The following is a 24,726-nucleotide window of genomic DNA, read 5'->3' as shown; positions in this document are numbered from 1 at the left end:
CAATTATCTTTTCTCATCGGGGGCCAGTTTTTCTGACTTTATTTTCCGGCATATATAGACAAGTTCACTGTTTTGCTGCGCCGATAGCGGTTTGCCGTTCAAATAAGCAACCCCGTTTTTGAGTTCCACATAACCCACGATCATATCCTGGCTGAGGCCTGGATATTTTTCCTTCATCCTGCTGCCGGCCAGGTCCGCCAGATCCTGCACCAGATAAAATGATGCATCTCCGGTCGCAAATTGCGGATAAGAGCCGGGAATATCTGCCGGAACAACCTGTTGCCCCCTTACATCCTCTCCGGGTTTATATTCCACATCCGGCGCCGGAACATGGGGAACAAGCTGTCGGCAGATGTTATGATCCACCACAATTACCTGCTTGTCTGCATATGCCACGTTAACCATAAATAAGGCAGCTAACAGCGTGGCGGAAAAAACACATTTCATTCTGATACCTCTCTATCTATCTATATTATATATCATTTCCGCCAATTAGCCGTCTGTTGCTTTTTTGCAACAAAATCAGAAAAATTTTCCGATTATTAAAGTTTTGTGATGACAAGGGGCAAAGTCTGAACTAACGTCTTTTCAAACGGGAGGCCCAAGTTTGGGGAGGAAAAAAACCTACACCAAAAAAACCAACAATACGGGCAAATAAAAACAAGAAGAAACGTATTAAAAAAACAAAACGCAAGGCCAAAAGGCCTTGCATTTTTTTTGCCTGTTCACCAGCCTTTAGCTCAGCGTAATCAGCTTGAATTCCACAACCGCCCAGAAACAGGCCCAGACCACGATGGTGAGGGCCGTGGTGATCAGCATTTTTTTACCGATATTGGGTTTCACCGGAGCGGCCATTTCAATGCCGTCATCCCCCTCTTCCCCGGCTTCATGATGATTCCGCACGCCAAAGGGCAACACCATAAACAGGATCATCCACCAGGCGACGGCAAAAACGACAATATGTCCAGCTATACTCATGGGATAATCCTATACTTCTTCCAGTTCAACCAGGGTCCCGCACAGATCCTTGGGGTGTAGAAACAGCACCGGTTTGCCGTGGGCGCCGATTTTCGGGTTGCCGTCGCCAAGGATACGCAGCCCGTCCGCCTTCAGCTTTTCCGCCGCGGCCGTGATATCGTCCACCTCATAGCAGACATGATGCATACCACCGGCCGGGTTCTTGGCCAGAAAACCGGCAATCGGTGAATTCTCGCCCAGGGGATGCAACAACTCAATCTTGGTGTTGGGCAATTCGATAAATACAGTCGTCACCCCGTGATCGGGCTGGTCAACCGCTTCGGAAACGGTGGCGCCCAGGGTATTACGATACAGATCGGCTGCAGCCTCCAGGTCCGGCACCGCAATGGCGACATGGTTCAGTTTTCCAATCATATATTCCTCCAGCTAATTTTCACCCATCCAGGCGCAATATATTGACGATGGTCACAGGTCCGGTTTCCCGGTTGCCAAATGCCTTGCCGGACCGCCGCGCCACAATCCTGATTTCCTCTTTCAGGGCACTGTCATTCCTGAGAACCCGGTCAGGCAGGCGATCATAGCGATCCAGTATATGTTGTCTTATATAGGGAATGAGTCCGCCTTCGTCATCATCCACCAGGCCCAAAATCGTAATTTCCGGCGTACAGGCCAGGTCAAAATCCGGTTTGAGCACAAGAGACACCACCAGGCCGCCGTTATACATCAGGCGGCGGCGGGTGACGATGGCCTCATCCTCGGCAGACACCAGGAACTGGCCATCAAGGGCCATATAGCCATGTTCCACTTCGTCCAGCAGTTCCGGTCCCTCGGGCGCCAGCCGGATCCGGTGGCCATTGCGCGGGACAATGGTTTTCTCGATCCCGTGTGACTGTCCAAGTTCCGCCTGGTGAGTCATATGGCGCAGTTCCCCGTGCACCGGCACCAGGATGTCCGGCCGGGTCCAGTTATACATCTGCAGCAGTTCCTTCTGCCCGGGATGCCCGGAGACGTGCACAAAGGCGTCCTTTTCGGTAATGACATCCGCGCCCTTGTCCACCAGGTGATTATGCAGCCGGCCGAGGGTCAGTTCATTACCCGGGATAATCTTGGAAGAAAACACCACCGTATCGCCCCTGGAGATGGAAATACTGCGGTGATTGTCCTGGGCAATCCGCATCATGGCGGCCCGGGCTTCCCCCTGGCAGCCGGTGCAGACAAACAGGACTTTTTCCGGCGGCAGGTAGCCCGCCTCCTCTTCATCCACCACCGGCGGGAAATCGGTAAGGTAGCCGGCCTTGCGGGCGGCGGCCACATTGCGCTTCAGGGATGCACCGACCAGGCACAGATGGCGTCCGCTGGCCTCTGCCACCTTGGCCAGGGTTTCCACCCGGACAACATTGGAGGCAAAGGTCGTGCAGAATATTCTGCCTTTTTTGCCGGACAGCAGCTGGATCATATTATCCCGCACCGCCTTTTCCGAGCCGGTCGGCTGAACATTGAAGACGTTGGTGGAATCACAGACCAGGGCCAGCACCCCTTCATCGCCGATATTTCCCATCTGCGTGGCATCCACGGCATCACCGATCAGCGGATCGGGATCGATTTTCCAGTCACCGGTGTGGAATATATTGCCAAGCGGCGTTTTGATCCGGAGCGCATTGGGCTCGAGGATGGAATGGGTCAGGGTAACATATTCCACCTCGAAGGGGCCGGCTGTAAAACTGCCGCCCAGCGGGATTTCATGGATTTCCACCTGATCGAGGAGGCCCTGCTCTTCCAGCTTGCCGCGCAGCAGGATGGCGGTAAACGGTGTGGCATAGACCGGACAGCGAAGATAGGGCCAGAGATGGGCCACAGCACCCACATGGTCCTCATGCGCATGGGTAATGATCATGCCGAGCAGATGGTCCTTGCGGTCCTCGATAAAGCCGATTTCCGGCATCAGAAGGTCAATGCCCGGATAATAGATGTCGGCGAAGGAAACCCCGCAATCCACCATAATCCAGTCCTGGCGGTCTTTCGGCCCGAACCCATAGAGGTTGAGGTTCATGCCGATTTCACCGGAGCCGCCCAGAGGCAGGAAATGAAGTTCGTCCCGGTCCTCAGTCATGTTTGTTCCGGTCATATATCTCGAACAGCCCGCGGGTGGTCAGTTCCTGGTCGACAATTTCGATAATATCGGTGGAATCGTTGAACAGCGGCGCCAGACCGCCGGTGGCCAGCACCTTCATGGGCTTGCCATATTCCTTGCGGACTCGCTGCACAATGCCCTCGATCAGGCCGATATAACCCCAGAAAATCCCGGACTGCATGGCCGACACTGTACCGCTGCCAATGACTTTCGCCGGTTTTTCAACTGCGACGCGGGGCAGTTTTGCCGCCGCCATATGCAGGGCTTCCATGGACAGATTCACGCCCGGCGCAATCACCCCGCCGTGATAGTTGCCCTGGTCGTCGATCACATCAAAAGTGGTGGCGGTGCCGAAGTCGATTATCACCATCGGCCCGCCATACAGCTTGTGCGCCGCAACCGCGTTGACCAGACGGTCTGCCCCCACTTCCCGGGGATTTTCCAGCTTGATGTCAATTCCCAGGTCGATACCGGATTCCCCCACCACCATAGCCTCGCAGTTGAAGTAGCGGCGACAGAGAAGTTGCAGCGGGAACAGCGCCTGGGGCACCACGGTGGCGATAATGGCGCCGGTGACAGCTGAGGGATTAAACCCTTCAAGGTTCATCAGCTGGGTCAGCCAGACCATATATTCGTCGGCGGTGCGGCTGGAGGAGCTGGAAATACGCCATTTGTGGCGAAGCTCGTCACCGTCGTGCAAGGCGAAGACAATATTGGTATTCCCGGCATCTATTGCTAACAGCATCTTGGGTCCCTCGACTGTTCAGGCCGCCTATCCGGCCGGCGCAAAAAACACATCACCCGCGGCAATGACACGGATGCCGCTTTCTGTCTCAACTTTTAACCCGCCGGTAACATCAAGGTCAATGAATCTTCCGTGTATTTCCTCGTCCGGCAGGCGAATAATGATCTGTTCCCCCTGCCCTTTAGCCCGCTCAAGCCAGCGACGGCGGATATAATCAAATCCCTTCTGGCGCCATTCCGTCATCCAATAGTCCAGGGATGCCACCAGGGACTGCAACGCCGGCAGCGGCTCCAGATCCGGACAGCCGAGTTCAGCCAGGTTGCTCGCGGGATAGAGAGCCTCTTCAGGATGCCTGGACAGGTTAATCCCGATGCCGATGATAACATATTCCGGATCGGTTAGTCCTTCTCCCGCCGTTTCCAGCAGGATACCGCTTACCTTTTTCCCGTCCACCAGCACGTCATTGGGCCATTTGCACAGTACCCGCCGGTCCGCCTGCAAAAAGTCGGCGATCACATCCCGCACCGCCAGTGCCGAGACAAAAGACAACTGGGAAGCGGTTTTCAGATCACAATCCGCTTTCCAAAGCAGGGAGCAGAACAGATTGCCACGCTCTGAGATCCATTCACGGCCGCGGCGCCCCTTCCCTGCGGATTGCTGATCCGCCTGGACCCAGAGATGTTGTGTCGGTTTTTCAGCGGCGAGACGCTTGGCTTCCTCGTTGGTGCTGTCCAGAACGTCAAAAGCCTGAAGGCCGTAACCTTCAGGCAATTGAATATCCTTGGCTGTCGTCATGTGATCAGGACAGCAACGCCCGGGCGGCTTCCTGGGCGCTTTCCAGCACCGGCATGGAAACCTGCGGCAGGATGAAGGCCACGATCAGCACGGCGGCAACCGCCATGATCAGCTTCATCTCGCGCGACTTCTGCGGCAGGAATTCCTCTGCCGGTTTATCGAAATACATGACCTTGACGATGCGCAGGTAATAGTAAGCGCCGATCACGCTGGCCAGCACGCCGATCACCGCCAGCAGGTAGAGGCCTTCGTTAACTGCGGCGACAAAGACATAGAATTTGCCGAAGAAGCCGGCCAGCGGCGGAATACCTGCGAGCGAGAACATGAAGATCGCGAGGACGGCCGCCATGGCCGGACGGCTCCGGGCCAGGCCGGACAGATCCTCGATCTCCTCAACCATGCCGTCTTTGCGGCGCATGGACAGAATGATACCGAAGGTCCCCACATTCATCACCAGATAGATGGTCATATAGATGATCAGGCCGGATACGCCCTGTTCGGTGCCGGCGGCAAGGCCAACCAAGGCAAACCCGATATGACCGATGGAACTGTAAGCCATCAGGCGTTTGATGTTGGTCTGCATGATGGCTGCGGCAGAACCGAGGATCATGGAAGCGATGGACATGAACACCAGGATCTGATGCCAGGCGCTGCTCATTTCGGCAAACGGCACAAACAGCACACGGGTCAGCAGGGCCAGAGCCGCCACTTTCGGGGCCACGGCAAAGAAAGAAGTGATCGGTGTCGGCGCCCCCTCATAAACGTCCGGTGTCCACATATGGAACGGCACCGCGGAAATCTTGAAGGCCAGACCGGACAGCACAAACACCAAACCGATAATGGCGCCGATGGCCGGGCCATGTTCGCCGCTGTGGGCCAGGGCTTCTGCAATGGCGCTGAAATTGGTGCTGCCGACAAACCCGTACACCATAGAGGATCCATAGAGCAGGATGCCGGAGGACAGCGCCCCGAGCACGAAATATTTCAGCCCGGATTCAGTCGCCCGTTCGGAGTCACGACGTACAGAAGCCAGCACATAAAGGCTCAGCGACTGCAGCTCGAGGCCCATATAGAGCGAAATCAGGTCGTTGGCGGAGACCATGACCATCATACCGAGGGTAGCGAGAACCATCAGAACCGGCACTTCAAAGCGCTCTTCGTCCAGTTCCTTGAAATACTGCGTCGACATGACGACAGCCAGGGCGGAAGCAATCAACACCAGCACCTTCATAAAGGTGGTAAAGCCATCGGCCACAAACATGTTGCCGAACGCAAAGGTCCGTTCACCGGCCTCGCCCACGGTCACCGCAAGGGCGACAACCATCAGCACAACCGCCAGCCAGGACACTAGGGAGGTGGACTGGTTGCCGCGGAACACGCCGAGCATCAGCAGGGCCAGGGCGCCAAGTGCCAGAATGATTTCGGGCAGTGCAATTGTCAGATCAGGAAGCATCGTATTTGTCATTTCCTTGTCCCCTTCCTATTGACCGTTTGCGGCAATGTTGAAGGCATTGATGGCGGCTTCATGGTTCTGCAGCAGGTTTGCTACCGAAACATGGATGAAATCCAGGAAGGTTATCGGATAGACCCCCATCCACAGGGTGAAGATCACCAGCGGCGTGAAGATCCAGATTTCCCGCCTGTTCATATCGAGCAGCGCCTTGAGGTCTTCCTTGACCAGTTCACCGAAAATTACCCGGCGATAGAGCCACAGCATGTAGGAGGCGCCGAGGATCAGGCCGGTGGCGGCAAAGAAAGTCGCCCAGGTGCTGAATTTGAACAGGCCGGCCAGCACCAGGATCTCGCCGACGAAGTTGGCCGTGCCCGGCAGCCCGACGGACGCCATGGTGAAGAACATGAACACCAGGGCATATTTGGGCATGTTGTTGGCCAGACCGCCGTAGCGGGCGATTTCACGGGTATGCAGGCGGTCATAAATCACGCCAACACACAGGAACAGTGCACTGGAGACAAAGCCATGGGCCAGCATCACCATGATGGCCCCTTCCAGGCCCTGGGTATTGAAAGAGAAGATCCCCAGCGTCACATAGGCCATATGGGCGACCGAACTGTAGGCGATCAGCTTTTTCATGTCTTCCTGCATCAGGGCCACCAGAGAGGTGTAGACCACGGCGATACAGGACAGAGTCAGCACCAGCCAGGACAGTTCCTCAGCCGCGATCGGGAACATGGGCAGGCTGAACCGCAGAAAACCGTAACCGCCCATTTTCAGCAGGATACCCGCCAGGATCACGGAACCCGCGGTCGGCGCCTGTACGTGAGCGTCCGGCAGCCAGGTGTGGACCGGCCACATAGGCATCTTGACTGCAAAGGAAGCAAAGAACGCCAGGAACAGCCAGGTTTGGGCGCCTGCGGCAAAGTCATACTGCATCATTTCCGGAATGCTTGTGGTCCCGGCCTGCATATACATATAGAGCAGCGCCACCAGCATCAGCACGGATCCGGCCAGGGTATAGAGGAACAGCTTGTAGGCTGCATAAACCCGGTTCTGGCCGCCCCAGATGCCGATGATCAGGAACATGGGGATCAGGCCGCCTTCGAAGAACAGATAGAACAATACGATGTCGAGGGAGCAGAAGACACCCAGCATCAGGGTCTCCAGGATCAGGAAGCAGATCATATATTCCCGCACCCGGGTCGTGATCGCGTCCCAGCTGGCCAGGATACAGAGCGGCATGATGAAAGTGGTCAGCAGAACGAAGAGCACGGAAATACCGTCCACGCCCATGAAATAGCTGATCCCGCCGCCGAACCATTCAGCCTGCTCGACAAACTGGAAGTCCGCCGTGGTCTTGTCAAAACCGAACCACAACACCAGGGAGAAGATCAGGGTCGCGATGGTGGTCAGCAGCGCCACAAAGCGTGAATTGCGGGCCACCAGTTCCTCATCACCCCGCACCATCAGCAGGAAGATCACCCCGATCAGCGGCATGAAGGTGATGAACGAGAGGAAGGGGAAATGTTCAAAAATACTCATGACTTAGTTCCCCCCCACGATAAACCAGGTGGTAATGGCCGCCACACCGATCAGCATGACGAAAGCATAGTGATACAAATATCCGGTCTGCATTTCTTTGAATTTTCTCGCCAGTGCGGCCACGGAGGCAGAAACGCCGTCCGGACCGTAACGGTCGATGGTCTGTTCGTCGCCCCGCTTCCACAGGAAGACACCGAGGCGCTTGGCCGGACGGACGAACAGGAAGTCGTAAATTTCATCCACATACCATTTGTTGAGGAACAAATTGTAGAGGTATTTGAATGTGCTTGCTGCAGCACCAGGAATCCAGGGTGCATAGATGTAGCTGATCCAGGCAACGGCAAAGCCGGTGACCATGGCCACAAACGGCGACCAGACCACCCAGCCCGGCACATGGTGCGCTTCATGCATCACATTGTCACCAACCAGCTTCAGGGCATGGCCCCAGAATTCCTCGTAATGATGGCCGGTGAAATACTCATGGAACACCCAACCGGCGAACACGGCGCCGACAGCAAGGATATACAGCGGAACCAGCATGACCTGCGGGCTCTCGTGCACATGATCCTGCACCTTCTTGCTGGCGCGGCTTTCGCCGAAGAAAGTCATAAAGACCAGCCGCCAGCTGTAGAAGCTGGTGAACAGCGCCGCGACAACACCCATGGCGAAGGCATAGGGGCCTACCGGGCTATGCGAGGCGAAGGCGGATTCGATGATCATGTCCTTGGAATAATAGCCGGCGAAGAACGGGAAACCGGTCAGCGCCAGGGTGCCGATGGTCATCAGACCGAAGGTCACCGGGATCTTCTTCCACAGGCCGCCCATTTTGCGCATGTCCTGTTCGTCGCTCATGGCGTGGATCACGGAACCGGAGCCCAGGAACAGCAGTGCCTTGAAGAAGGCGTGGGTAAACAGGTGGAAGATGGCCGCGCCGTAGGCGGAAACACCGATGGCGAAGAACATATATCCCAGCTGGGAACAGGTAGAATAAGCAATCACCCGCTTGATGTCATTCTGGGCCACACCGATGGTGGCGGCGAAGATGGCGGTCGAGGCGCCGATCACACAAACCACAGCCAGGGCGTCCGGGCTGTATTCAAAGATCGGGGAACAGCGGGCCACCATGAAGACACCGGCGGTCACCATGGTCGCGGCGTGGATCAGGGCAGACACCGGGGTCGGGCCCTCCATGGCGTCCGGCAGCCAGGTATGGAGGCCAAGCTGGGCGGATTTACCCATAGCGCCGATGAACAGCAGGATACAGATCGTGGTGATCAGGTCGAGTTCCCAGTTCAGGAAATGGATCTTCTGGCCGGCCACATCCGGGACTGAGGCGAAAACCGTAGCGAAGTCCAGGGTACCGAACGTCATGAAGATGGCGAAAATGCCGAGGGCAAAGCCGAAGTCACCGACGCGGTTAACCACAAAGGCCTTGATGGCGGCGGCGCAGGCCGACGGTTTCTTGTACCAGAAGCCAATCAGCAGGTAGGACGCCAGACCCACGCCTTCCCAACCGAAGAACATCTGCAGAAAGTTGTCGGCGGTCACCAGCATCAGCATGGCGAAGGTAAACAGGGACAGATAAGACACGAAGCGCGGAATATCCGGGTCATGGCTCATATAGCCGACGGAATAGATATGCACCACGCAGGACACGGTGGTCACCACCACCAGCATGACACTGGTCAGCGTATCCACCTTGAAGGCCCAGCTGAGGTTAAAATCACCGGACACGATCCAGGACAGCACCTCCACATGGGCCACATTATGGCCCAGGGCGATATCAAAGAATGCCACCCAGGACAGGATCGCAGAAACGATCAGGCCGCCGCAAGTGATAATCTGGGCGCCGCGGTCGCCGATCCGGTTGCCGAACATGCCGGCAATAAAGGACATAACCAAAGGCAGGAAGACAATAGTCTGATACATGTTCTTGTTATCCTTTCATCAGATGGATGTCTTCCACGGCAATGGAGCCGCGGTTACGGAAGTAGATCACCAGGATGGCCAGACCAATGGCTGCCTCGCCTGCCGCCACGGTCAGGATGAACATGGCGAACACCTGCCCCATCATGTCCCCGAGGTAGGAGGAGAACGCCACCAGGTTGATATTCACCGCCAGCAGCATCAGTTCCACGGACATCAGGATGATGATCACGTTTTTCCGGTTCAGGAAAATCCCGAAGATGCCAAGCGTGAAAAGAATGGCTGCTACCGTCAGGTAGTGTGCTAAACCGATTTCCATTTTTTCCTCTTCCCTCTTTATGCACCCTGTCCGGGTTTTACCTTGACAATGTCATAGGCATCGCCGCGACGACGGCGAACCTGTTCACCGATATTCTGTTTTTTCACACCCGGACGCTGACGATGGGTCAGGACGATGGCGCCGATCATGGCCACCAGCAGAACCATGCCCGCCATCTGGAACAGGAAGGCATAGTCTGTGTAGATCAGCTGTCCCAGGGCCTGGGTGTTGGTCACCTCGGTGACTTCCGGCGTCTTGGCGGCGATCACCGTGCTCATTTCACCGCTCAGGTGCCAGCTGCCGGCCACCAGGGCCAGTTCCACCAGCAGGATCAGGCCGATCAGAGCCCCGATCGGGAAATAGGCCTGTGCGCCCTTGCGCAACTCGGCGAAGTCGATATCCAGCATCATCACCACGAACAGGAACAGCACCGCGACCGCGCCCACGTAAACGATGACCAGGATCATGGCCAGGAATTCTGCCCCCAGAAGCAGGAACAGAGCGGCCGAATTGAAGAAAGCCAGGATCAGGAACAGTACGGAATGCACCGGGTTACGGCTGGAGACGACCATCAGGCCGGAAATCACCGTGATCGAGGCAAAGATATAAAAGCAGATGGTTGCGATCATGTTTTTTCCTTACCTGTAGGGGGCGTCCAGTTCCAGGTTCATGGCGATTTCCCGCTCCCAGCGGTCACCATTCTCCAGAAGCTTGGCTTTGTTGTACATCAGCTCTTCACGGGTTTCCGTGGCGAACTCGAAGTTCGGCCCTTCGACGATGGCATCCACCGGGCAGGCTTCCTGACAGAAACCGCAGTAGATACATTTGGTCATGTCGATGTCATAGCGGGTGGTGCGGCGGCTGCCGTCTTCCCGGGGCTCGGCCTCGATGGTGATAGCCTGGGCCGGACAGATCGCTTCGCACAGTTTACAGGCGATGCAGCGCTCTTCTCCGTTGGGATAGCGACGCAGCGCATGCTCACCGCGGAAACGCGGGCTCAGTGGCCCCTTCTCGTACGGATAGTTGATGGTCGCTTTCGGCTTGAACATATATTTCAGGGTCAGCCACATGGCCGAGACGAATTCGCTCAGCAGAAAGGTGCGTGCTGTATGATCCAGAAATGCCATATTTATCACCCAATCTTATCAGTAAAGGCAATGAGCCACAGCCCGGTCAGGAATACCCACAGCAGGGACAGGGGCAGGAACACTTTCCAGCCCAGCCGCATCAGCTGGTCGTAACGGTAACGCGGTACCGTCGCTTTGACCCAGGCAAAGACGAAGAAGAAGAAGCAGATCTTCGCAAACAGCCAGATAGGTCCGGGGATCCAGTACAGGGCTTCGATTTCAACCGGCGGCAGGTAGCCACCAAAGAACAGAACGCTAGTCATGCAGCACATCAGCAGGATGTTTGCATATTCGCCGAGGAAGAACAGGGCGAAGGCCATGGAGCTATATTCCACCTGGTAGCCGGCCACCAGTTCAGCTTCCGCTTCCGGCAGGTCGAACGGCGGGCGGTTGGTTTCCGCCAGGGCCGAAATCAGGAACACCACGAACATCGGGAACAGCGGTGTGAACCAGAAGCCATTGACGCCGAGGAAGACCGCTTTCTGGGCCTCAACAATATCAATCAGGTTCAGGCTGCCGACCACCATCAGTACGGTGACCAGCACGAACCCGATGGAAACCTCGTAAGACACCATTTGCGCAGCGGAACGCAGCGAACCGAGGAAGGCGTAACGGGAGTTACTGGCCCATCCGGACATTACAATGCCGTACACCCCGAGGGAGGAAATGGCGAACAGGTACAGAATACCCACGTTGATGTCGGCCAGAACCAGTTCCGGGCTCCAGGGAATAACGGCCCAGCCCACCAGCGCCAGAATGAAAGTCAGGCAGGGGGCGAGAAGGAAAATTCCCTTGTTAGCACCGGCCGGTACGATGGTTTCTTTAAGGAATAGTTTAAGTCCGTCAGCAAAGGACTGCAGCAATCCCCAGGGACCCACCACGTTCGGTCCGCGGCGCAGCTGCATGGCGGCCCAGACCTTGCGGTCCACGTAAACGCTCATGGCCACGGCGATCAGCAACGGCAGGACGATAATCAGGATCCAGCCGATGATGTTCAGGGTGTAGGTCGGGTACAAGGGCATAGCGCCGGACCCAAACCAGTTGATGAGAAGCCAGTTGATTAAATCACCCATTGGTTCCTGTTGCCTCCTCGCTTACTCCGGCACCATTGAATGTAGCGGAACAGTCGGCCATGGTGGCTGACGCCCGTGCAATCGGGTTGGTGAGGTAGAAATCATCGATAGCGCTTTTCAGCGGCTCGGCGGAAAGATCGCCGGCCACGCCGAAGTCGGCCCACTCTGCGGCGGGCTTTACATCAATCTCTGCAAACTGCGGATAGTCAGCAACCAGTTTGCTACGCAGTTCATGCAGGTTGTTGAACGGCAGGGTCTGGCCCAGAACCTCGGACAGGGCCCGCAGGATGGTCCAGTCTTCACGGGCATCGCCCGGACCGAAGATCGCCCGCTGCGCCAGCTGCACCCGACCTTCGGTATTGACGTAAGTACCCGGTTTTTCCGTGTAGGCCACACCCGGCAGGATCACATCGGCGCTTTTCACACCGGCATCACCATGGCTGCCCTGATAGATGACGAAAGCCTTGTCGAGGCGGCTGCTGTCGATTTCGTCAGCACCGAGATTGAACACCACTTCAATGTCGCCTTTTTCCGCGCCGGAAACAATGCCTTCCACACCGCCTTCCGTGACCAGTCCCAGATCGAGGGCGCCGACACGGGCAGCAGCAGAATGCAGCACGTTGAAGCCGTTCCAGTCGTCTTTGACCAGACCGTATTTGTCGGCGATGTCATGGGCCAGTTTCAGGATCGCCGCACCGTCTTCACGGCCCAGCGCCCCTGCCCCGATGATCAGCATCGGCTTGTCGGCGGCTTCCAGCGCTTTGGCAAAGTCATTCTTGCCGTCGAGGATATCCTTGAGGACAGCAGCGTCCGCGCCGAGGTTTTCAACTTTATAAGTAAGATCGGCGTCTTCACCGACGGAGGCGATGCGGTAGCCGCGTTCCAGCGCCTTGCGACGCAGGCGGGCGTTGAGCACCGGAGATTCTGTACGCGGGTTTGTCCCGATCAGCAGGCAGGCATCACTTTCGTCAATGCCGGCAATGCCGCTGTTGAACAGGTAACCGACCCGGTGACGGGCGAAGATTTTCTCCCCGGCCTGGCGGCCTTCGACAGTGTCGGAGCCCAGGGCATTCAGCAGCAGCTTGAGCGCATACATGCTTTCCACGTCCTGCAGGTCACCGACCAGACCGGCGATCTTCTTGCCGTCCAGACCTTTCAGCCTGGCAGCGATCGCTTCAAAAGCTTCGTTCCAGCTCGCTTCCACCAGTTTGCCGCCCTTTTTCACATAGGGACGGTCCAGGCGACGGACATGCAGACCGTCGATGGCGTGGCGGGCCTTGTCGGAAATCCATTCTTCGTTCACATCGTCATGCAGGCGGGGCAGAACACGCAGCACTTCGCGGCCGCGGGCGTCAACCCGGATGTTGCTGCCGAGCGCATCGTGAACATCGATGGTTTCGGTATGTTTCAGTTCCCAGGGACGGGCGGTGAAGGCGTAAGGCTTGCTGGTCAGCGCGCCGACCGGGCAAAGGTCAACCACGTTGCCGGACAGTTCCGAAGCGAAGGCTGTTTCCTGATATGTGGTGATCTCGGTATTTTCCCCGCGTCCCACGGCGCCAAGAGCCGGAACCCCGGCTACTTCGTCGGCAAAACGCACACAACGGGTACAGTGAATACAGCGGGTCATCACTGTTTTCACCAGCGGTCCCATGTTTTTCTCTTTCACCGCGCGCTTGTTTTCGTGGAAGCGGTTGTGACCGATGCCGTATGCCATGGACTGGTCCTGCAGGTCGCATTCCCCGCCCTGGTCGCAGATCGGACAATCCAGCGGGTGGTTGATCAGCAGGAATTCCATCACCCCTTCCCGGGCCTTTTTCACCAGCGGGGTGTTGGTGTGGATCACCATTCCCTCGCCCGCGGGCATGGCGCAGGAGGCCACCGGTTTCGGTGCCTTTTCCATTTCCACCAGACACATGCGGCAGTTACCGGCAATGGACAGGCGCTCGTGATAGCAGAAACGGGGAATTTCAATCCCGGCCTGCTCACAAGCCTGTAGAATGGTCATGCCATTCTCGACTTCTACTTCAATTCCATCAATCGTCAGCGTTGGCATTTCCTACTCCTACGCAGCCTGGCTTTTATATTCTTTAATGCGACGCTCCACTTCCGGACGGAAATGACGCATCAGACCCTGAATGGGCCAGGCCGCCGCATCGCCAAGGGCACAAATGGTATGGCCCTCGATCTGTTTGGTCACATCCAGCAGCATGTCAATCTCGGCGAGTTCCGCCTGGCCGGTGACCAGGCGTTCCATCACACGCCACATCCAGCCGGTACCTTCACGACACGGTGTACACTGGCCGCAGCTTTCATGTTTGTAGAAAGCCGACAGGCGGGCGATGGCTTTGACGATATCGGTGGACTTGTCCATCACGATCACCGCCGCGGTGCCGAGACCGCTTTGCACGTTGCGCAGGCTGTCGAAATCCATCAGCACGTCGTCACAGATTTCCTTGGGCAGGACCGGTACGGAAGAGCCGCCGGGAATCACCGCCAGCAGATTGTCCCAGCCGCCGCGGACCCCGCCGCAATGGCGCTCGATCAGTTCCTTGAGCGGAATACCCATTTCCTCTTCCACGGTGCAGGGACGTTCCACATGACCGGAAATACAGAACAGCTTGGTGCCGGTGTTGTTTTCGCGACCGATGCCGGCAAACCAACCGCCGCCGCGACGCAGAATGGTCGGCACTACCGCAATTGATTCCACGTTATTTACCGTGGTCGGACACCCAAAGACACCGACATTGGCCGGGAACGGCGGCTTCAGGCGCGGCTGGCCTTTCTTGCCTTCGATACTTTCGATCAGAGCGGTTTCCTCACCGCAGATATAGGCCCCTGCCCCGCGATGCACGTAAACATCAAAGTCGTAACCGGTGCCGCAGGCGTTCTTGCCGATCAGGCCGTCGTCATAGGCTTCCTGGATGGCCGCTTCCAGCACGTTGGCTTCATGGACGAATTCACCGCGGATATAGATATAGGCGGCAACGGCGCGCATGGCGTATCCGGCAATCAGGCAGCCCTCGATCAGCTTGTGCGGATCATGGCGCATGATTTCCCGGTCCTTACAGGTGCCGGGCTCGCCCTCGTCGGCATTGACCACCAGATAGCTCGGGCGTCCATCTGATTCCTTGGGCATGAAAGACCATTTCAGGCCGGTGGGGAAGCCCGCACCGCCGCGGCCGCGCAGGCCGGAGGTCTTCATTTCATCAACCAGCCAGTCATGGCCTTTTTCGATCAGCCCCTTGGTCCCGTCCCAGTCGCCGCGTTTTTTGGCGGCCGGCAGGTTCCAGTCCTGGAAACCGTAGAGGTTGGTAAAAATGCGATCTTTATCTGCAAGCATTACTTATCTCCCCCACTGGTCAGGTCGGCGGGCGCATAGTCAGTCAGCGTGGTCGGACCGCCCATCGGGCAGGCCTTGAAGCGGTTGACCTGAGGGCCAGCCGCCGGAACCTTGCCTTCCTTGATGCCCCTGATGAAAGCGCGGGTGCTGTTCTCATCCAGGTCTTCGTAATATTCTTCCTTGTAGGCGATCACCGGGGCGTTGACACAGGCGCCGGCGCATTCCACTTCAAGAAGGGTAAATTCACCATCCTCGGTGGTTTCGCCGAAGCCGATGCCCAGCTCTTCCTTACAGGCCTTGACCACATCGTCGGAACCGCGCAACCAGCAGGGTGTCGTGGTGCAGACCTCGATCACATGTTTGCCGACCGGTTTCAGGTTGTACATGGAGTAGAAGCTGGCCACTTCATGCACACGGATATAAGGCATATCCAGCATGTCGGCGATACATTCCATGATCGGCACGGTCACCCAGCCGCCGTTCTGTTGCTGCGCCCTGGTCAGAAGCGGCATCACTGCGCTCTGCTGGCGGCCTTCCGGATATTTGGCGATCTGGCCCTTGGCCCACTCCAGGTTTTCCGGCGTAAACTCGAAAGTTTCGCTACTTTTGACACTCACGCTCATCGGTCGATTTCTCCGAACACAATATCAAAGGACCCGATCAGGGCCGGTATATCGGCCAGCATGTGACCCTTTGCCATATAATCCATGGACTGCAGGTGGGCATACCCCGGCGCACGGATCTTGCAGCGGTAGGGCATGTTGGACCCGTCAGATACCAGATAAACCCCGAATTCACCTTTCGGCGCCTCAACGGCGGCGTAAACCTCGCCTTCCGGCACCTTGAAGCCTTCGGTATAGAGTTTGAAGTGATGAATCAGCGCTTCCATGGAGTTTTTCATTTCTGCCCGGCGCGGCGGTGTCACTTTATTGTCTACGGACATGACCGGACCCTCAGGCATTTTTTCAATGCACTGGCGGATGATGTGCAGGCTCTGGCGCATTTCTTCCAGACGCAGGATATAGCGGTCATAGCAGTCGCTGTGCTTGCCGACCACCACGTCAAAGTCGACCTTGTCATAGGCGTCATAGGGCTCGGCCTTGCGGATATCCCAGGCAATGCCGGCCCCGCGCAGCATCGGACCGGTGTAGCCCCAGGCCAGGGCGTCTTCCTGGCTGATGACACCGATGTCCACGTTGCGCTGCTTGAAGATGCGGTTTTCCACCACCAGGCCCTCGGTATCCTCAAGAACCTGGATATAATCGTCACAGAATTTCAGGATTTTTTCCGCCATGCCGGCAGGCATATCCTGATGCACGCCGCCGGGACGGAAATAGTTGGCATGAAGACGGGCCCCGCAGACCCCTTCATAGAACTCCATCAGCTTTTCGCGTTCCTCAAACAGCCACAGAATCGGCGTCAGCGCGCCCACGTCCATGGCGTGGGTGGTGACGTTCAGGATGTGGTTAAGGATACGGCCTATTTCGGAGAACAGCACCCGCAGATACTGGCCGCGTTCCGGCACTTCGATATCCATCAGTTTTTCGATCGCGAGGCAGAAAGCATGTTCCTGGTTCATCGGCGCCACATAGTCGAGGCGGTCGAAATAAGGAATGGCCTGGAGATAGGTCTTGTTCTCGATCAGTTTCTCGGTGCCACGATGCAGCAGGCCGATGTGCGGATCGCTGCGCTCCACAATCTCGCCGTCCAGTTCCAGGATCAGGCGCAGCACACCATGGGCGGCCGGATGCTGGGGACCGAAGTTCAGGTTGAAGTTCTTGATATCCACTTCAGACATTTACTTACCCTCCTGCCCGCTCTCGGCCTTTTCATCGCCGGGCAGAATATATTTGGCGCCTTCCCAGGGGCTCATGAAATCGAATTTGCGGAATTCCTGGGTCAGCTGAACAGGTTCGTAGACCACGCGTTTTTCTTCTTCGCTGTAGCGCAGCTCCACATAGCCGGTCAGCGGGAAATCCTTGCGTAGCGGGAAACCCTGAAAACCATAGTCGGTCAGGATCCGGCGCAGGTCCGGGTTGCCGTTAAACATAACGCCATACATGTCCCAGGTTTCGCGCTCATACCAGCCTGCCGCCGGATAGACATCCACCACGCTTGGCACCGGCGTTTCCTCGTCGGTCTGAATCTTGACACGAATGCGCTGATTCTGGGTCACGCTAAGCAGCTGATAGACCACATCGAAACGCTTGGCGCGCTCCGGATAGTCAGCGCCACACAGATCGGTCAGCTGGGTGAATTTGCAGCTAGAATCATTTTTCAGAAATGTCAGGACCTCGACGATCTGGTCGGCACGGGCCAGGACGGTAATTTCGCCGTAGGCGATGACAATATCATTGATTTCGTTGGGCAGAGAGGCGGAGATTTGCTCGCGCAGATCCTCAAGTGTTTCCTGATTCATCTTTACTGGTCTCCTGCTCTACCGATCGATGGATGACGTGCGGCGGATTTTCTTCTGCAGCTGCAGAATGCCGTACAACAGAGCCTCCGCCGTCGGAGGACAGCCGGGCACATAAACATCAACCGGCACAATCCGGTCACAGCCGCGCACCACGGAGTAAGAATAATGGTAATAGCCGCCGCCGTTGGCGCAGCTTCCCATGGAAATCACATAGCGCGGCTCGGACATCTGGTCGTACACCTTGCGCAGGGCCGGCGCCATTTTATTGGTCAGGGTTCCGGCCACAATCATCACGTCGGACTGACGCGGGGACGCGCGCGGAGCAAAACCGAATCTCTCGACGTCATAACGGGGCATGCTGGAATGCATCATTTCAACGGCGCAACAGGCAAGACCGAACGTCATCCACCACAGGGAGCCGGTCCGGGCCCAAGCGATAATATCGTCCAGCTGGGTAACCACAAAGCCTTTATCGGCCAGTTCGTCAGAGATGGATTTGAAATAGGCGTCCTGCTCCAGGCTGGCCATTTCCGCCTTCATTTCAGATGAGGTCATTTCCTGAGACATATTTACTCCCATTCCAGGGCCCCCTTCTTCCATTCATAAATAAAGCCGATGGTCAGCACACCGAGAAAAATCATCATGGATACGAATCCGAAGATGCCGATGTCGCCGAGCGCCACAGCCCATGGAAAAAGAAACGCCACTTCCAGGTCAAAAATAATAAAGAGAATTGCCACCAGGTAGAAACGGACGTCAAACTGTTTCCTGGCGTCGCCGAAAGCCTCGAAGCCGCACTCGTAAGCGGAGAGTTTTTCTGCATCCGGCGCCTGCCGGGCGATCAGCATCGGCAGGGTTACGAAAACCCCGGACAGAATAATGGCAATTACAAAGAAAATCAGGATCGGAAGATATTCGAGAAGCATATCGTTCATCTATGCCCTACCCCTTCTAATAGCGGTCAACTCACAGGCAGGTTCCACCCATCCACCGAAACCACTGCCTGGAGATTTCGGCCTGTCTTGATAATCCTATCCTACATAGCGCAGGCTTATTCGAATGGAAACATTTAACTGGATTTTAGTTTGCTAAATCCCATCCACCCGGCACAGCGGAATCTCAAGAACTCCTTGGCCTGTTAATAGACCTTCCAGAGGCCAGTTGCCAAGGACTTTTTTGAGAAATTCCCGAGAAAATATAGAATTGTACCGCAATTGCGAAATACGGCAGCAAGAGGTTATATTTTGGAGAGAAAATGGCGGGAGTGACGGGGCTCGAACCCGCGACCTCTGGCGTGACAGGCCAGCGCTCTAACCAACTGAGCTACACCCCCGCGGGTGTGGTGCGACTGATTTAGGGGATCACCCCGATTAAGTCAAGCAGCTTTTTTAAGTTTTTTGGCCCAACGGCTAAAGATCTAAGTCACTGCTATTCTTTATAAAATGGTGGGCGATGAGAGACTCGAACTCCCGACATCTTCGGTGTAAACGAAGCGCTCTACCAACTGAGCTAATCGCCCTTCTATTACCATTTTATGGCAACGTCGCCGTTGCGTGGGTGCATGTCTAACGCTTGTTCCAGCTCTTGTAAAGAATAAAAAAAGGCGGCTGGCATTTTTTTGCCAACCGCCTCTGAAAACAGTAAAAAAATTACTTGTTTACAGCATCTTTAAGAGCCTTGCCTGCCTTGAATTTAGGCTGCTTGGACGCAGGGATCTGAATTTTTTCACCTGTGCGCGGGTTACGGCCTTCGCTGGCAGCACGAGCTGCTACGCTGAATGTACCGAAGCCGACCAGGCGAACTTCGTCACCAGAAGAAAGTGCTGCAGTAATTGCATTGAATACACCGTCTACAGCTTGAGCGGCGTCTGCTTTTGAGATATCAGCGGCGGTTGCGACGCTGGCGATAAGATCATTCTTATTCACTATCTTCCCCTTTGTGTAAGTCTCTACTGAAATAGTTATGAAGCGGGTGCAGTGTAGACAGCATTTGGGGTTCCGTCAAAGGGAAAACCGCTCAAAACTGCGGTTTTTTGCAAGAAAGTTTCCTTGACATTGATAGATCAAAACTTTTCAGAACCAAAAAACGCCCATCCACAAGGAATGAGCGTTTTTCGCTTAAATATTTAGCCGTTTCCGGCGGAAATTCTAGTGTCTCAGCTGACCTTCAAAATCAGATTCGCCTTTTCCTTCCGCCAGTGGTGCGACAGTCTCCACTTCACTGGGGTCGAGGGGAATCAAAGGTGAAGCCAGAGCATGCTCCAGAACTTCCTGGGCGGCGGAGACCGGCACAATTTCCAGACCTTTTTTTACATTGTCAGGAATTTCCGCCAGATCCTTCTCGTTGTCCACCGGGATCAGGACTTTCTTGATTCCGCTACGATGAGCAGCAAGAAGTTTTTCCTTCAGTCCGCCAATCGGCAGCACCCTGCCCCTGAGCGAGATCTCGCCGGTCATGGCCACATCGCGGCGAACCGGGATTTCCGCGAGTACGGAGACGATCGAAGTGATCATGCCCACACCGGCAGACGGCCCGTCCTTGGGGGTCGCCCCTTCCGGCACGTGGATATGAATGTCCGTCTTGTCGAAGGCAGACGGCTGGATGCCGAATTCAATGGCCTTGGAGCGGACAAAGCTCATGGCGGCCTTGATGGATTCCTGCATCACATCACCCAGCTTACCGGTAATGGTGAACTTGCCCTTGCCCGGCGAAGCGATCGCCTCGATGGCCAGGATCTCGCCACCGACTTCGGTCCAGGCCAGACCGGTGGTGACCCCGATCATGTCCTTTTCCTCCAGCTCGCCGTAACGGAACTTCCGCACGCCGGCATATTTCTCCAGGTTTCGGGTGGTCACATGAACCGCTTTTTTCTTGCCGAGAACGATTTCCTTGGTGGCCTTGCGGACAAGGTTGGCAATTTCCCGTTCCAGGTTACGCACACCGGCTTCCCGGGTGTAATAGCGGATCAGGTCGCGAAGGGCCGTATCGGAAATGGTCCATTCGTCTTCCTTCAGACCATGATCTTCGACTTTTTTACCCACCAGGTGGCGTTTGGCGATTTCCACCTTTTCGTCCTCGGTATACCCGGACAGGCGGATAATCTCCATACGATCGAGCAGCGGCTGCGGCATGTTCAACGTGTTGGCCGTGGTGATGAACATCACATTGGACAGGTCATAATCCACTTCCAGATAATGGTCGTTGAACTTGCTGTTCTGTTCGGGATCAAGCACCTCGAGCAGGGCCGAAGCCGGATCGCCGCGATAGTCCGCGCCCATCTTGTCGATTTCATCCAGCAAAAACAGCGGGTTTGCCGTTCCTGCCTTTTTCATGCTCTGGATAACCTTGCCCGGCATGGAACCGATATAGGTGCGGCGGTGACCACGGATTTCAGCTTCGTCACGAACGCCCCCGACAGAGAAGCGGACGAATTCGCGCCCGGTAGCCTTGGCGATGGATTTACCCAGCGAAGTTTTACCGACGCCCGGCGGTCCGACCAGACAGAGGATCGGGCCCTTGATTTTCCTGGTGCGCTGCTGAACGGCCAGATACTCAAGGATGCGTTCCTTGACCTTGTCGAGGCCATAGTGATCGGCATTGAGGATATCTTCGGCCGTGGACAGGTCGGACTTGACCTTGGATTTCTTGCCCCACGGCAGGGACAGGATCCAGTCAAGATAGTTGCGCACAACCGTCGCCTCTGCTGACATCGGGCTCATGGATTTGAGTTTCTTCAGCTCGGCAGTGGCTTTTTCGCGGGCTTCCTTGGTCAGTTTGGCCTTGGCGATTTTCTCTTCCAGCTCGGAAAGTTCATCCCGGCCTTCTTCGCCCTCACCCAGCTCCTTCTGAATGGCTTTCATCTGCTCATTCAGATAATATTCGCGCTGGGTTTTCTCCATCTGGCTCTTCACGCGGCGGCGGATTTTCTTTTCCACCTGCATGACGCCGATTTCGCTTTCCATTACGCCGAAAACTTTTTCCAGGCGTTTTTCCACATCAATGTTTTCCAGAAGTTCCTGTTTGTCGGAAATCTTCAGGGACAGATGGGAAGCGACCACGTCGGATAGTTTTTCAGCATCCTCGACCTGTTTGACGGAAGCAAGCACCTCCGGCGGGATCTTTTTATTCAGTTTGACATATTGTTCAAACTGACCGACCACGGAGCGGGCCAGGCCTTCCACCTCGGAGTTGTCCGCGCCCTCTGACGGCAGGACTGCTGCCTCGGCTTCGAAGAATTCTTCATTGTCCAGGTATTTGGTGACTTTCGCGCGTTCGCTGCCCTCCACCAGGACCTTGACGGTGCCGTCAGGAAGTTTCAGCAGCTGCAGTACGGTCGCCAGGGTGCCGACTTCATAAATGTCTTCAACACCGGGATCATCCTGGTTGGCATCTTTCTGGGAAATGAGAAGTATTTTCTTGTCATCGCCCATGACATCTTCCAGCGCCTTGACCGATTTCTCGCGGCCCACGAACAGGGGCACAATCATGTGCGGGAAAACGACAATATCGCGAAGAGGTAATACGGGATATACTGTGTTCATTGGCGTTACCAAATTTCTACCTTAAAGCCTAAATACTTGAGTGTTTCTTTAACACTTCAGGTAAGAACAAAAGGGAAATATTCAAGATCAGACAGTAAAAATGTCAAAGCGGCACACGCCGGGGAAAAAATCAGGCTCCGGCGCCGCCGGCTTCTTCCTTTTTCTTGTCTGCATAAATATACAGGGGCCGACCCTTGCCTTCAACGACGTCTTCGTTGATGACAACCTCTTCCACTCCCTCAAGACCCGGCAGCTCGAACATGGTGTCGAGCAGGATGTCTTCCATGATGGAACGCAGGCCGCGGGCACCGGTTTTGCGGGCAATGGCCCGGCGGGCGATGGCCAGAAGGGCGTCGTCGGTAAAGGTCAGTTCAACTTCTTCCATGGCGAACAGGCGCTGGTACTGTTTGACCAGAGCGTTTTTCGGCTTGGAGAGGATTTCCACCAGGGCTTCCTCGTCCAGGTCCGTCAGGGTCGCCAGGACCGGCAGACGGCCGATAAACTCGGGAATAAGGCCGAATTTCAGCAGGTCTTCGGGCTCCAGCTCCATCAGCAGTTCGCCGATGCGGCGATCCTCGTCACTGGCCACATTGGCGCCAAAGCCAATGGATTTACCTTCGCGACGCTGGCCGATGATCTTGTCGAGGCCGGCAAAGGCGCCGCCACAGATAAACAGGATGTTGGTGGTATCCACCTGCAGGAATTCCTGCTGCGGGTGTTTGCGCCCGCCCTGCGGCGGAACACTGGCCACGGTGCCTTCCATGATTTTCAGCAGGGCCTGCTGAACCCCCTCACCGGACACGTCGCGGGTGATGGAGGGATTGTCGGACTTGCGGCTGATCTTGTCCACCTCGTCGATATAGACAATACCACGCTGGGCACGCTCAACATTATAGTCGGCAGCCTGAAGCAGCTTGAGAATGATATTCTCCACATCCTCACCCACATAACCGGCTTCGGTCAGGGTGGTGGCATCAGCCATGGTGAAGGGCACGTCGAGGATTCGGGCCAGGGTCTGGGCCAGCAGCGTTTTACCGCAACCGGTCGGACCAACCAGCATGATGTTGGACTTGGCCAGCTCCACGTCGTTGCTCTGGCCGGCATGCTGCAGCCGCTTGTAGTGGTTGTGAACGGCCACGGAAAGAACCTTTTTGGCCTGGGCCTGTCCGATCACATAATCATCAAGGACGGAAAGAATTTCCTGGGGAGAAGGAACGCCATCGCTGGACTTGGTCAGGGAAGTCTTGTTCTCCTCCCGGATAATATCCATGCAGAGTTCAACACACTCGTCACAAATGAAGACAGTGGGTCCGGCTATCAGCTTTTTGACTTCATGCTGGCTCTTGCCGCAAAAAGAACAGTAAAGGGTACTTTTAGAATCGCCAGATGTTGATTTGGTCATATGTTCCTGTTCCTAATAACTTCCCAAACATGCTACTCCGACTGATCGTCAAATCTCAATGGATTTTTTTGCCGAAGGACGCTTTTTTGCCGGAGCCGGATTATTTTCCGCGCCCAAATCAGCCGTCACATGCTTTCCTATATAGTAGTAAGGGATTTTCAGCACATTACAACGGATAATTTAATTAGAGCTTATGGGAAAGTGTAAAACAATTAATTAACGGGAATGGTAAACCGTCTGTTACCATTCCCGTTCAAAATTTCAGAGAGAAAATCAGGCGTCGGCGCCGATGTCCAGACGCTTCTCGTATACCTGGTCAATCAGACCGAATTCCTTGGCCTGTTCCGGCGACATGAAATTGTCGCGTTCCATGTTTTCTTCGATCACATCCAGCGGCTGACCGGTATGCTTCACATACATGTTGTTGAGCCGTTTGCGCAGTTCCAGGATTTCCTTGGCGTGGATTTCAATGTCCGTTGCCTGGCCCTGGGCGCCGCCGGAAGGCTGGTGGATCATGATACGGGAATTCGGCAGCGCATAACGCTGTCCCGGTTCTCCGGCCGCCAGCAGCAGGGAGCCCATGGAGCAGGCCTGGCCGATACAAATGGTTGTCACCTTGGGCCGGATATACTGCATGGTGTCATAGATGCCGAGACCGGAAGTCACCACGCCGCCCGGTGAGTTAATATAGAAGGAAATGTCTTTTTTCGGATTTTCAGCTTCAAGGAACAGAAGCTGCGCCGTAATCAGACTGGCAACCCCGTCATGCACCTGTCCGGTCAGGAAAATGATCCGTTCCTTGAGAAGGCGGGAATAGATGTCATATGAACGCTCTCCCCGGCTGGTCTGTTCAACCACCATGGGAACGAGTGTATTCATATAGGTATCAATTGGGTCGCTCATTTCAGCTAATCCTCTGTTTTAAGTGATAA

At 55.7% G+C, this 24,726-nt stretch carries 24 protein-coding genes and 2 tRNA genes; all 26 read right to left on the bottom strand.

Going from position 1 to position 24,726, the window contains the following annotated elements:
- Positions 1-3: 3 nt before the first annotated feature.
- The 26 genes from FIV46_RS02130 to clpP all read right to left on the bottom strand — a co-directional run bounded on the left by FIV46_RS02130 (position 4) and on the right by clpP (position 24,697).
- The gene (locus FIV46_RS02130) at positions 4-447 is read right to left on the bottom strand and encodes a hypothetical protein (protein ID WP_139938148.1); all 444 of its coding nucleotides are present in this window, start codon (positions 445-447) and stop codon (positions 4-6) included.
- 288 nt (positions 448-735) lie between these two features.
- Positions 736-978 carry a DUF1467 family protein gene (locus FIV46_RS02125; RefSeq protein WP_139938147.1) on the bottom strand — a complete coding sequence of 81 codons (243 nt, stop codon included), beginning with the start codon at positions 976-978 and terminating at the stop codon, positions 736-738.
- Between the two features lie 9 nt (positions 979-987).
- Positions 988-1,392 carry a methylmalonyl-CoA epimerase gene (gene mce / locus FIV46_RS02120; protein WP_139938146.1) on the bottom strand — a complete coding sequence of 135 codons (405 nt, stop codon included), beginning with the start codon at positions 1,390-1,392 and terminating at the stop codon, positions 988-990.
- A gap of 19 nt (positions 1,393-1,411) precedes the next feature.
- Positions 1,412-3,088: a ribonuclease J gene (locus FIV46_RS02115; protein WP_181163014.1), complete on the bottom strand. Its 1,677-nt coding sequence runs from the start codon at positions 3,086-3,088 to the stop codon at positions 1,412-1,414.
- Positions 3,081-3,854: a type III pantothenate kinase gene (locus tag FIV46_RS02110; protein ID WP_139938144.1), complete on the bottom strand. Its 774-nt coding sequence runs from the start codon at positions 3,852-3,854 to the stop codon at positions 3,081-3,083. Before FIV46_RS02110 ends, FIV46_RS02115 begins: the two co-directional genes overlap by 8 nt.
- A 27-nt stretch (positions 3,855-3,881) precedes the next feature.
- Positions 3,882-4,649, bottom strand: coding sequence for a biotin--[acetyl-CoA-carboxylase] ligase (locus FIV46_RS02105; RefSeq protein WP_139938143.1), 768 nt, complete (start codon positions 4,647-4,649; stop codon positions 3,882-3,884).
- Positions 4,650-4,653: 4 nt separating this feature from the next.
- Complete coding sequence (gene nuoN, locus FIV46_RS02100) at positions 4,654-6,114, bottom strand: NADH-quinone oxidoreductase subunit NuoN (RefSeq protein WP_139938142.1); 1,461 nt, start codon at positions 6,112-6,114, stop codon at positions 4,654-4,656.
- 15 nt (positions 6,115-6,129) lie between these two features.
- The gene (locus FIV46_RS02095) at positions 6,130-7,647 is read right to left on the bottom strand and encodes an NADH-quinone oxidoreductase subunit M (protein ID WP_139938141.1); all 1,518 of its coding nucleotides are present in this window, start codon (positions 7,645-7,647) and stop codon (positions 6,130-6,132) included.
- Positions 7,648-7,650: 3 nt separating this feature from the next.
- Complete coding sequence (gene nuoL / locus FIV46_RS02090; protein ID WP_139938140.1) at positions 7,651-9,576, bottom strand: NADH-quinone oxidoreductase subunit L; 1,926 nt, start codon at positions 9,574-9,576, stop codon at positions 7,651-7,653.
- Positions 9,577-9,583: 7 nt separating this feature from the next.
- Positions 9,584-9,892: an NADH-quinone oxidoreductase subunit NuoK gene (gene nuoK, locus FIV46_RS02085; protein WP_139938139.1), complete on the bottom strand. Its 309-nt coding sequence runs from the start codon at positions 9,890-9,892 to the stop codon at positions 9,584-9,586.
- Positions 9,893-9,909: 17 nt separating this feature from the next.
- Positions 9,910-10,521: an NADH-quinone oxidoreductase subunit J gene (locus FIV46_RS02080; RefSeq protein WP_139938138.1), complete on the bottom strand. Its 612-nt coding sequence runs from the start codon at positions 10,519-10,521 to the stop codon at positions 9,910-9,912.
- Between the two features lie 9 nt (positions 10,522-10,530).
- A complete protein-coding gene (nuoI, locus tag FIV46_RS02075) occupies positions 10,531-11,019 on the bottom strand; it encodes an NADH-quinone oxidoreductase subunit NuoI (RefSeq protein WP_139938137.1) in 489 nt (162 codons plus the stop codon).
- 5 nt (positions 11,020-11,024) lie between these two features.
- Positions 11,025-12,092: an NADH-quinone oxidoreductase subunit NuoH gene (nuoH, locus tag FIV46_RS02070; RefSeq protein ID WP_219845823.1), complete on the bottom strand. Its 1,068-nt coding sequence runs from the start codon at positions 12,090-12,092 to the stop codon at positions 11,025-11,027.
- Entirely contained in the window at positions 12,085-14,145 is a 2,061-nt protein-coding gene (gene nuoG, locus FIV46_RS02065; protein ID WP_139938136.1) for an NADH-quinone oxidoreductase subunit NuoG, read from the bottom strand. The genes nuoH and nuoG overlap by 8 nt, the downstream gene beginning before the upstream one ends.
- A 9-nt stretch (positions 14,146-14,154) precedes the next feature.
- Positions 14,155-15,432, bottom strand: coding sequence for an NADH-quinone oxidoreductase subunit NuoF (nuoF, locus tag FIV46_RS02060; protein ID WP_139938135.1), 1,278 nt, complete (start codon positions 15,430-15,432; stop codon positions 14,155-14,157).
- The gene (gene nuoE, locus FIV46_RS02055; protein ID WP_139938134.1) at positions 15,432-16,055 is read right to left on the bottom strand and encodes an NADH-quinone oxidoreductase subunit NuoE; all 624 of its coding nucleotides are present in this window, start codon (positions 16,053-16,055) and stop codon (positions 15,432-15,434) included. Before nuoE ends, nuoF begins: the two co-directional genes overlap by 1 nt.
- The gene (locus FIV46_RS02050; RefSeq protein ID WP_139938133.1) at positions 16,052-17,230 is read right to left on the bottom strand and encodes an NADH-quinone oxidoreductase subunit D; all 1,179 of its coding nucleotides are present in this window, start codon (positions 17,228-17,230) and stop codon (positions 16,052-16,054) included. Before FIV46_RS02050 ends, nuoE begins: the two co-directional genes overlap by 4 nt.
- On the bottom strand, positions 17,231-17,851 hold the full coding sequence (locus tag FIV46_RS02045; protein ID WP_139938132.1) for an NADH-quinone oxidoreductase subunit C: 621 nt from the start codon (positions 17,849-17,851) through the stop codon (positions 17,231-17,233). It lies immediately after the preceding gene.
- Positions 17,852-17,869: 18 nt separating this feature from the next.
- The gene (locus tag FIV46_RS02040) at positions 17,870-18,391 is read right to left on the bottom strand and encodes a NuoB/complex I 20 kDa subunit family protein (protein ID WP_379956116.1); all 522 of its coding nucleotides are present in this window, start codon (positions 18,389-18,391) and stop codon (positions 17,870-17,872) included.
- A gap of 29 nt (positions 18,392-18,420) precedes the next feature.
- The gene (locus FIV46_RS02035; protein WP_139938130.1) at positions 18,421-18,786 is read right to left on the bottom strand and encodes an NADH-quinone oxidoreductase subunit A; all 366 of its coding nucleotides are present in this window, start codon (positions 18,784-18,786) and stop codon (positions 18,421-18,423) included.
- Positions 18,787-19,107: 321 nt separating this feature from the next.
- Positions 19,108-19,184 (bottom strand) — tRNA-Asp (locus FIV46_RS02030).
- Positions 19,185-19,294: 110 nt separating this feature from the next.
- Positions 19,295-19,370, bottom strand: a tRNA-Val gene (locus FIV46_RS02025).
- A gap of 130 nt (positions 19,371-19,500) precedes the next feature.
- Positions 19,501-19,776, bottom strand: a complete 276-nt coding sequence (locus FIV46_RS02020; protein ID WP_139938129.1) for an HU family DNA-binding protein — start codon at positions 19,774-19,776, stop codon at positions 19,501-19,503.
- A gap of 222 nt (positions 19,777-19,998) precedes the next feature.
- Entirely contained in the window at positions 19,999-22,392 is a 2,394-nt protein-coding gene (lon, locus tag FIV46_RS02015; protein ID WP_139938128.1) for an endopeptidase La, read from the bottom strand.
- Between the two features lie 130 nt (positions 22,393-22,522).
- A complete protein-coding gene (clpX, locus tag FIV46_RS02010) occupies positions 22,523-23,794 on the bottom strand; it encodes an ATP-dependent Clp protease ATP-binding subunit ClpX (RefSeq protein WP_139938127.1) in 1,272 nt (423 codons plus the stop codon).
- 273 nt (positions 23,795-24,067) lie between these two features.
- Positions 24,068-24,697, bottom strand: a complete 630-nt coding sequence (gene clpP, locus FIV46_RS02005) for an ATP-dependent Clp endopeptidase proteolytic subunit ClpP (protein ID WP_139938126.1) — start codon at positions 24,695-24,697, stop codon at positions 24,068-24,070.
- Between the last annotated feature and the right edge of the window lie 29 nt (positions 24,698-24,726).

It is taken from the genome of Emcibacter nanhaiensis (genome assembly GCF_006385175.1).
GTDB classification, from domain to species: domain Bacteria; phylum Pseudomonadota; class Alphaproteobacteria; order Sphingomonadales; family Emcibacteraceae; genus Emcibacter; species Emcibacter nanhaiensis.
The sequence above is the reverse complement of the archived record's forward strand: the minus strand, read 5'-3'. Positions and strand labels throughout refer to the sequence as shown.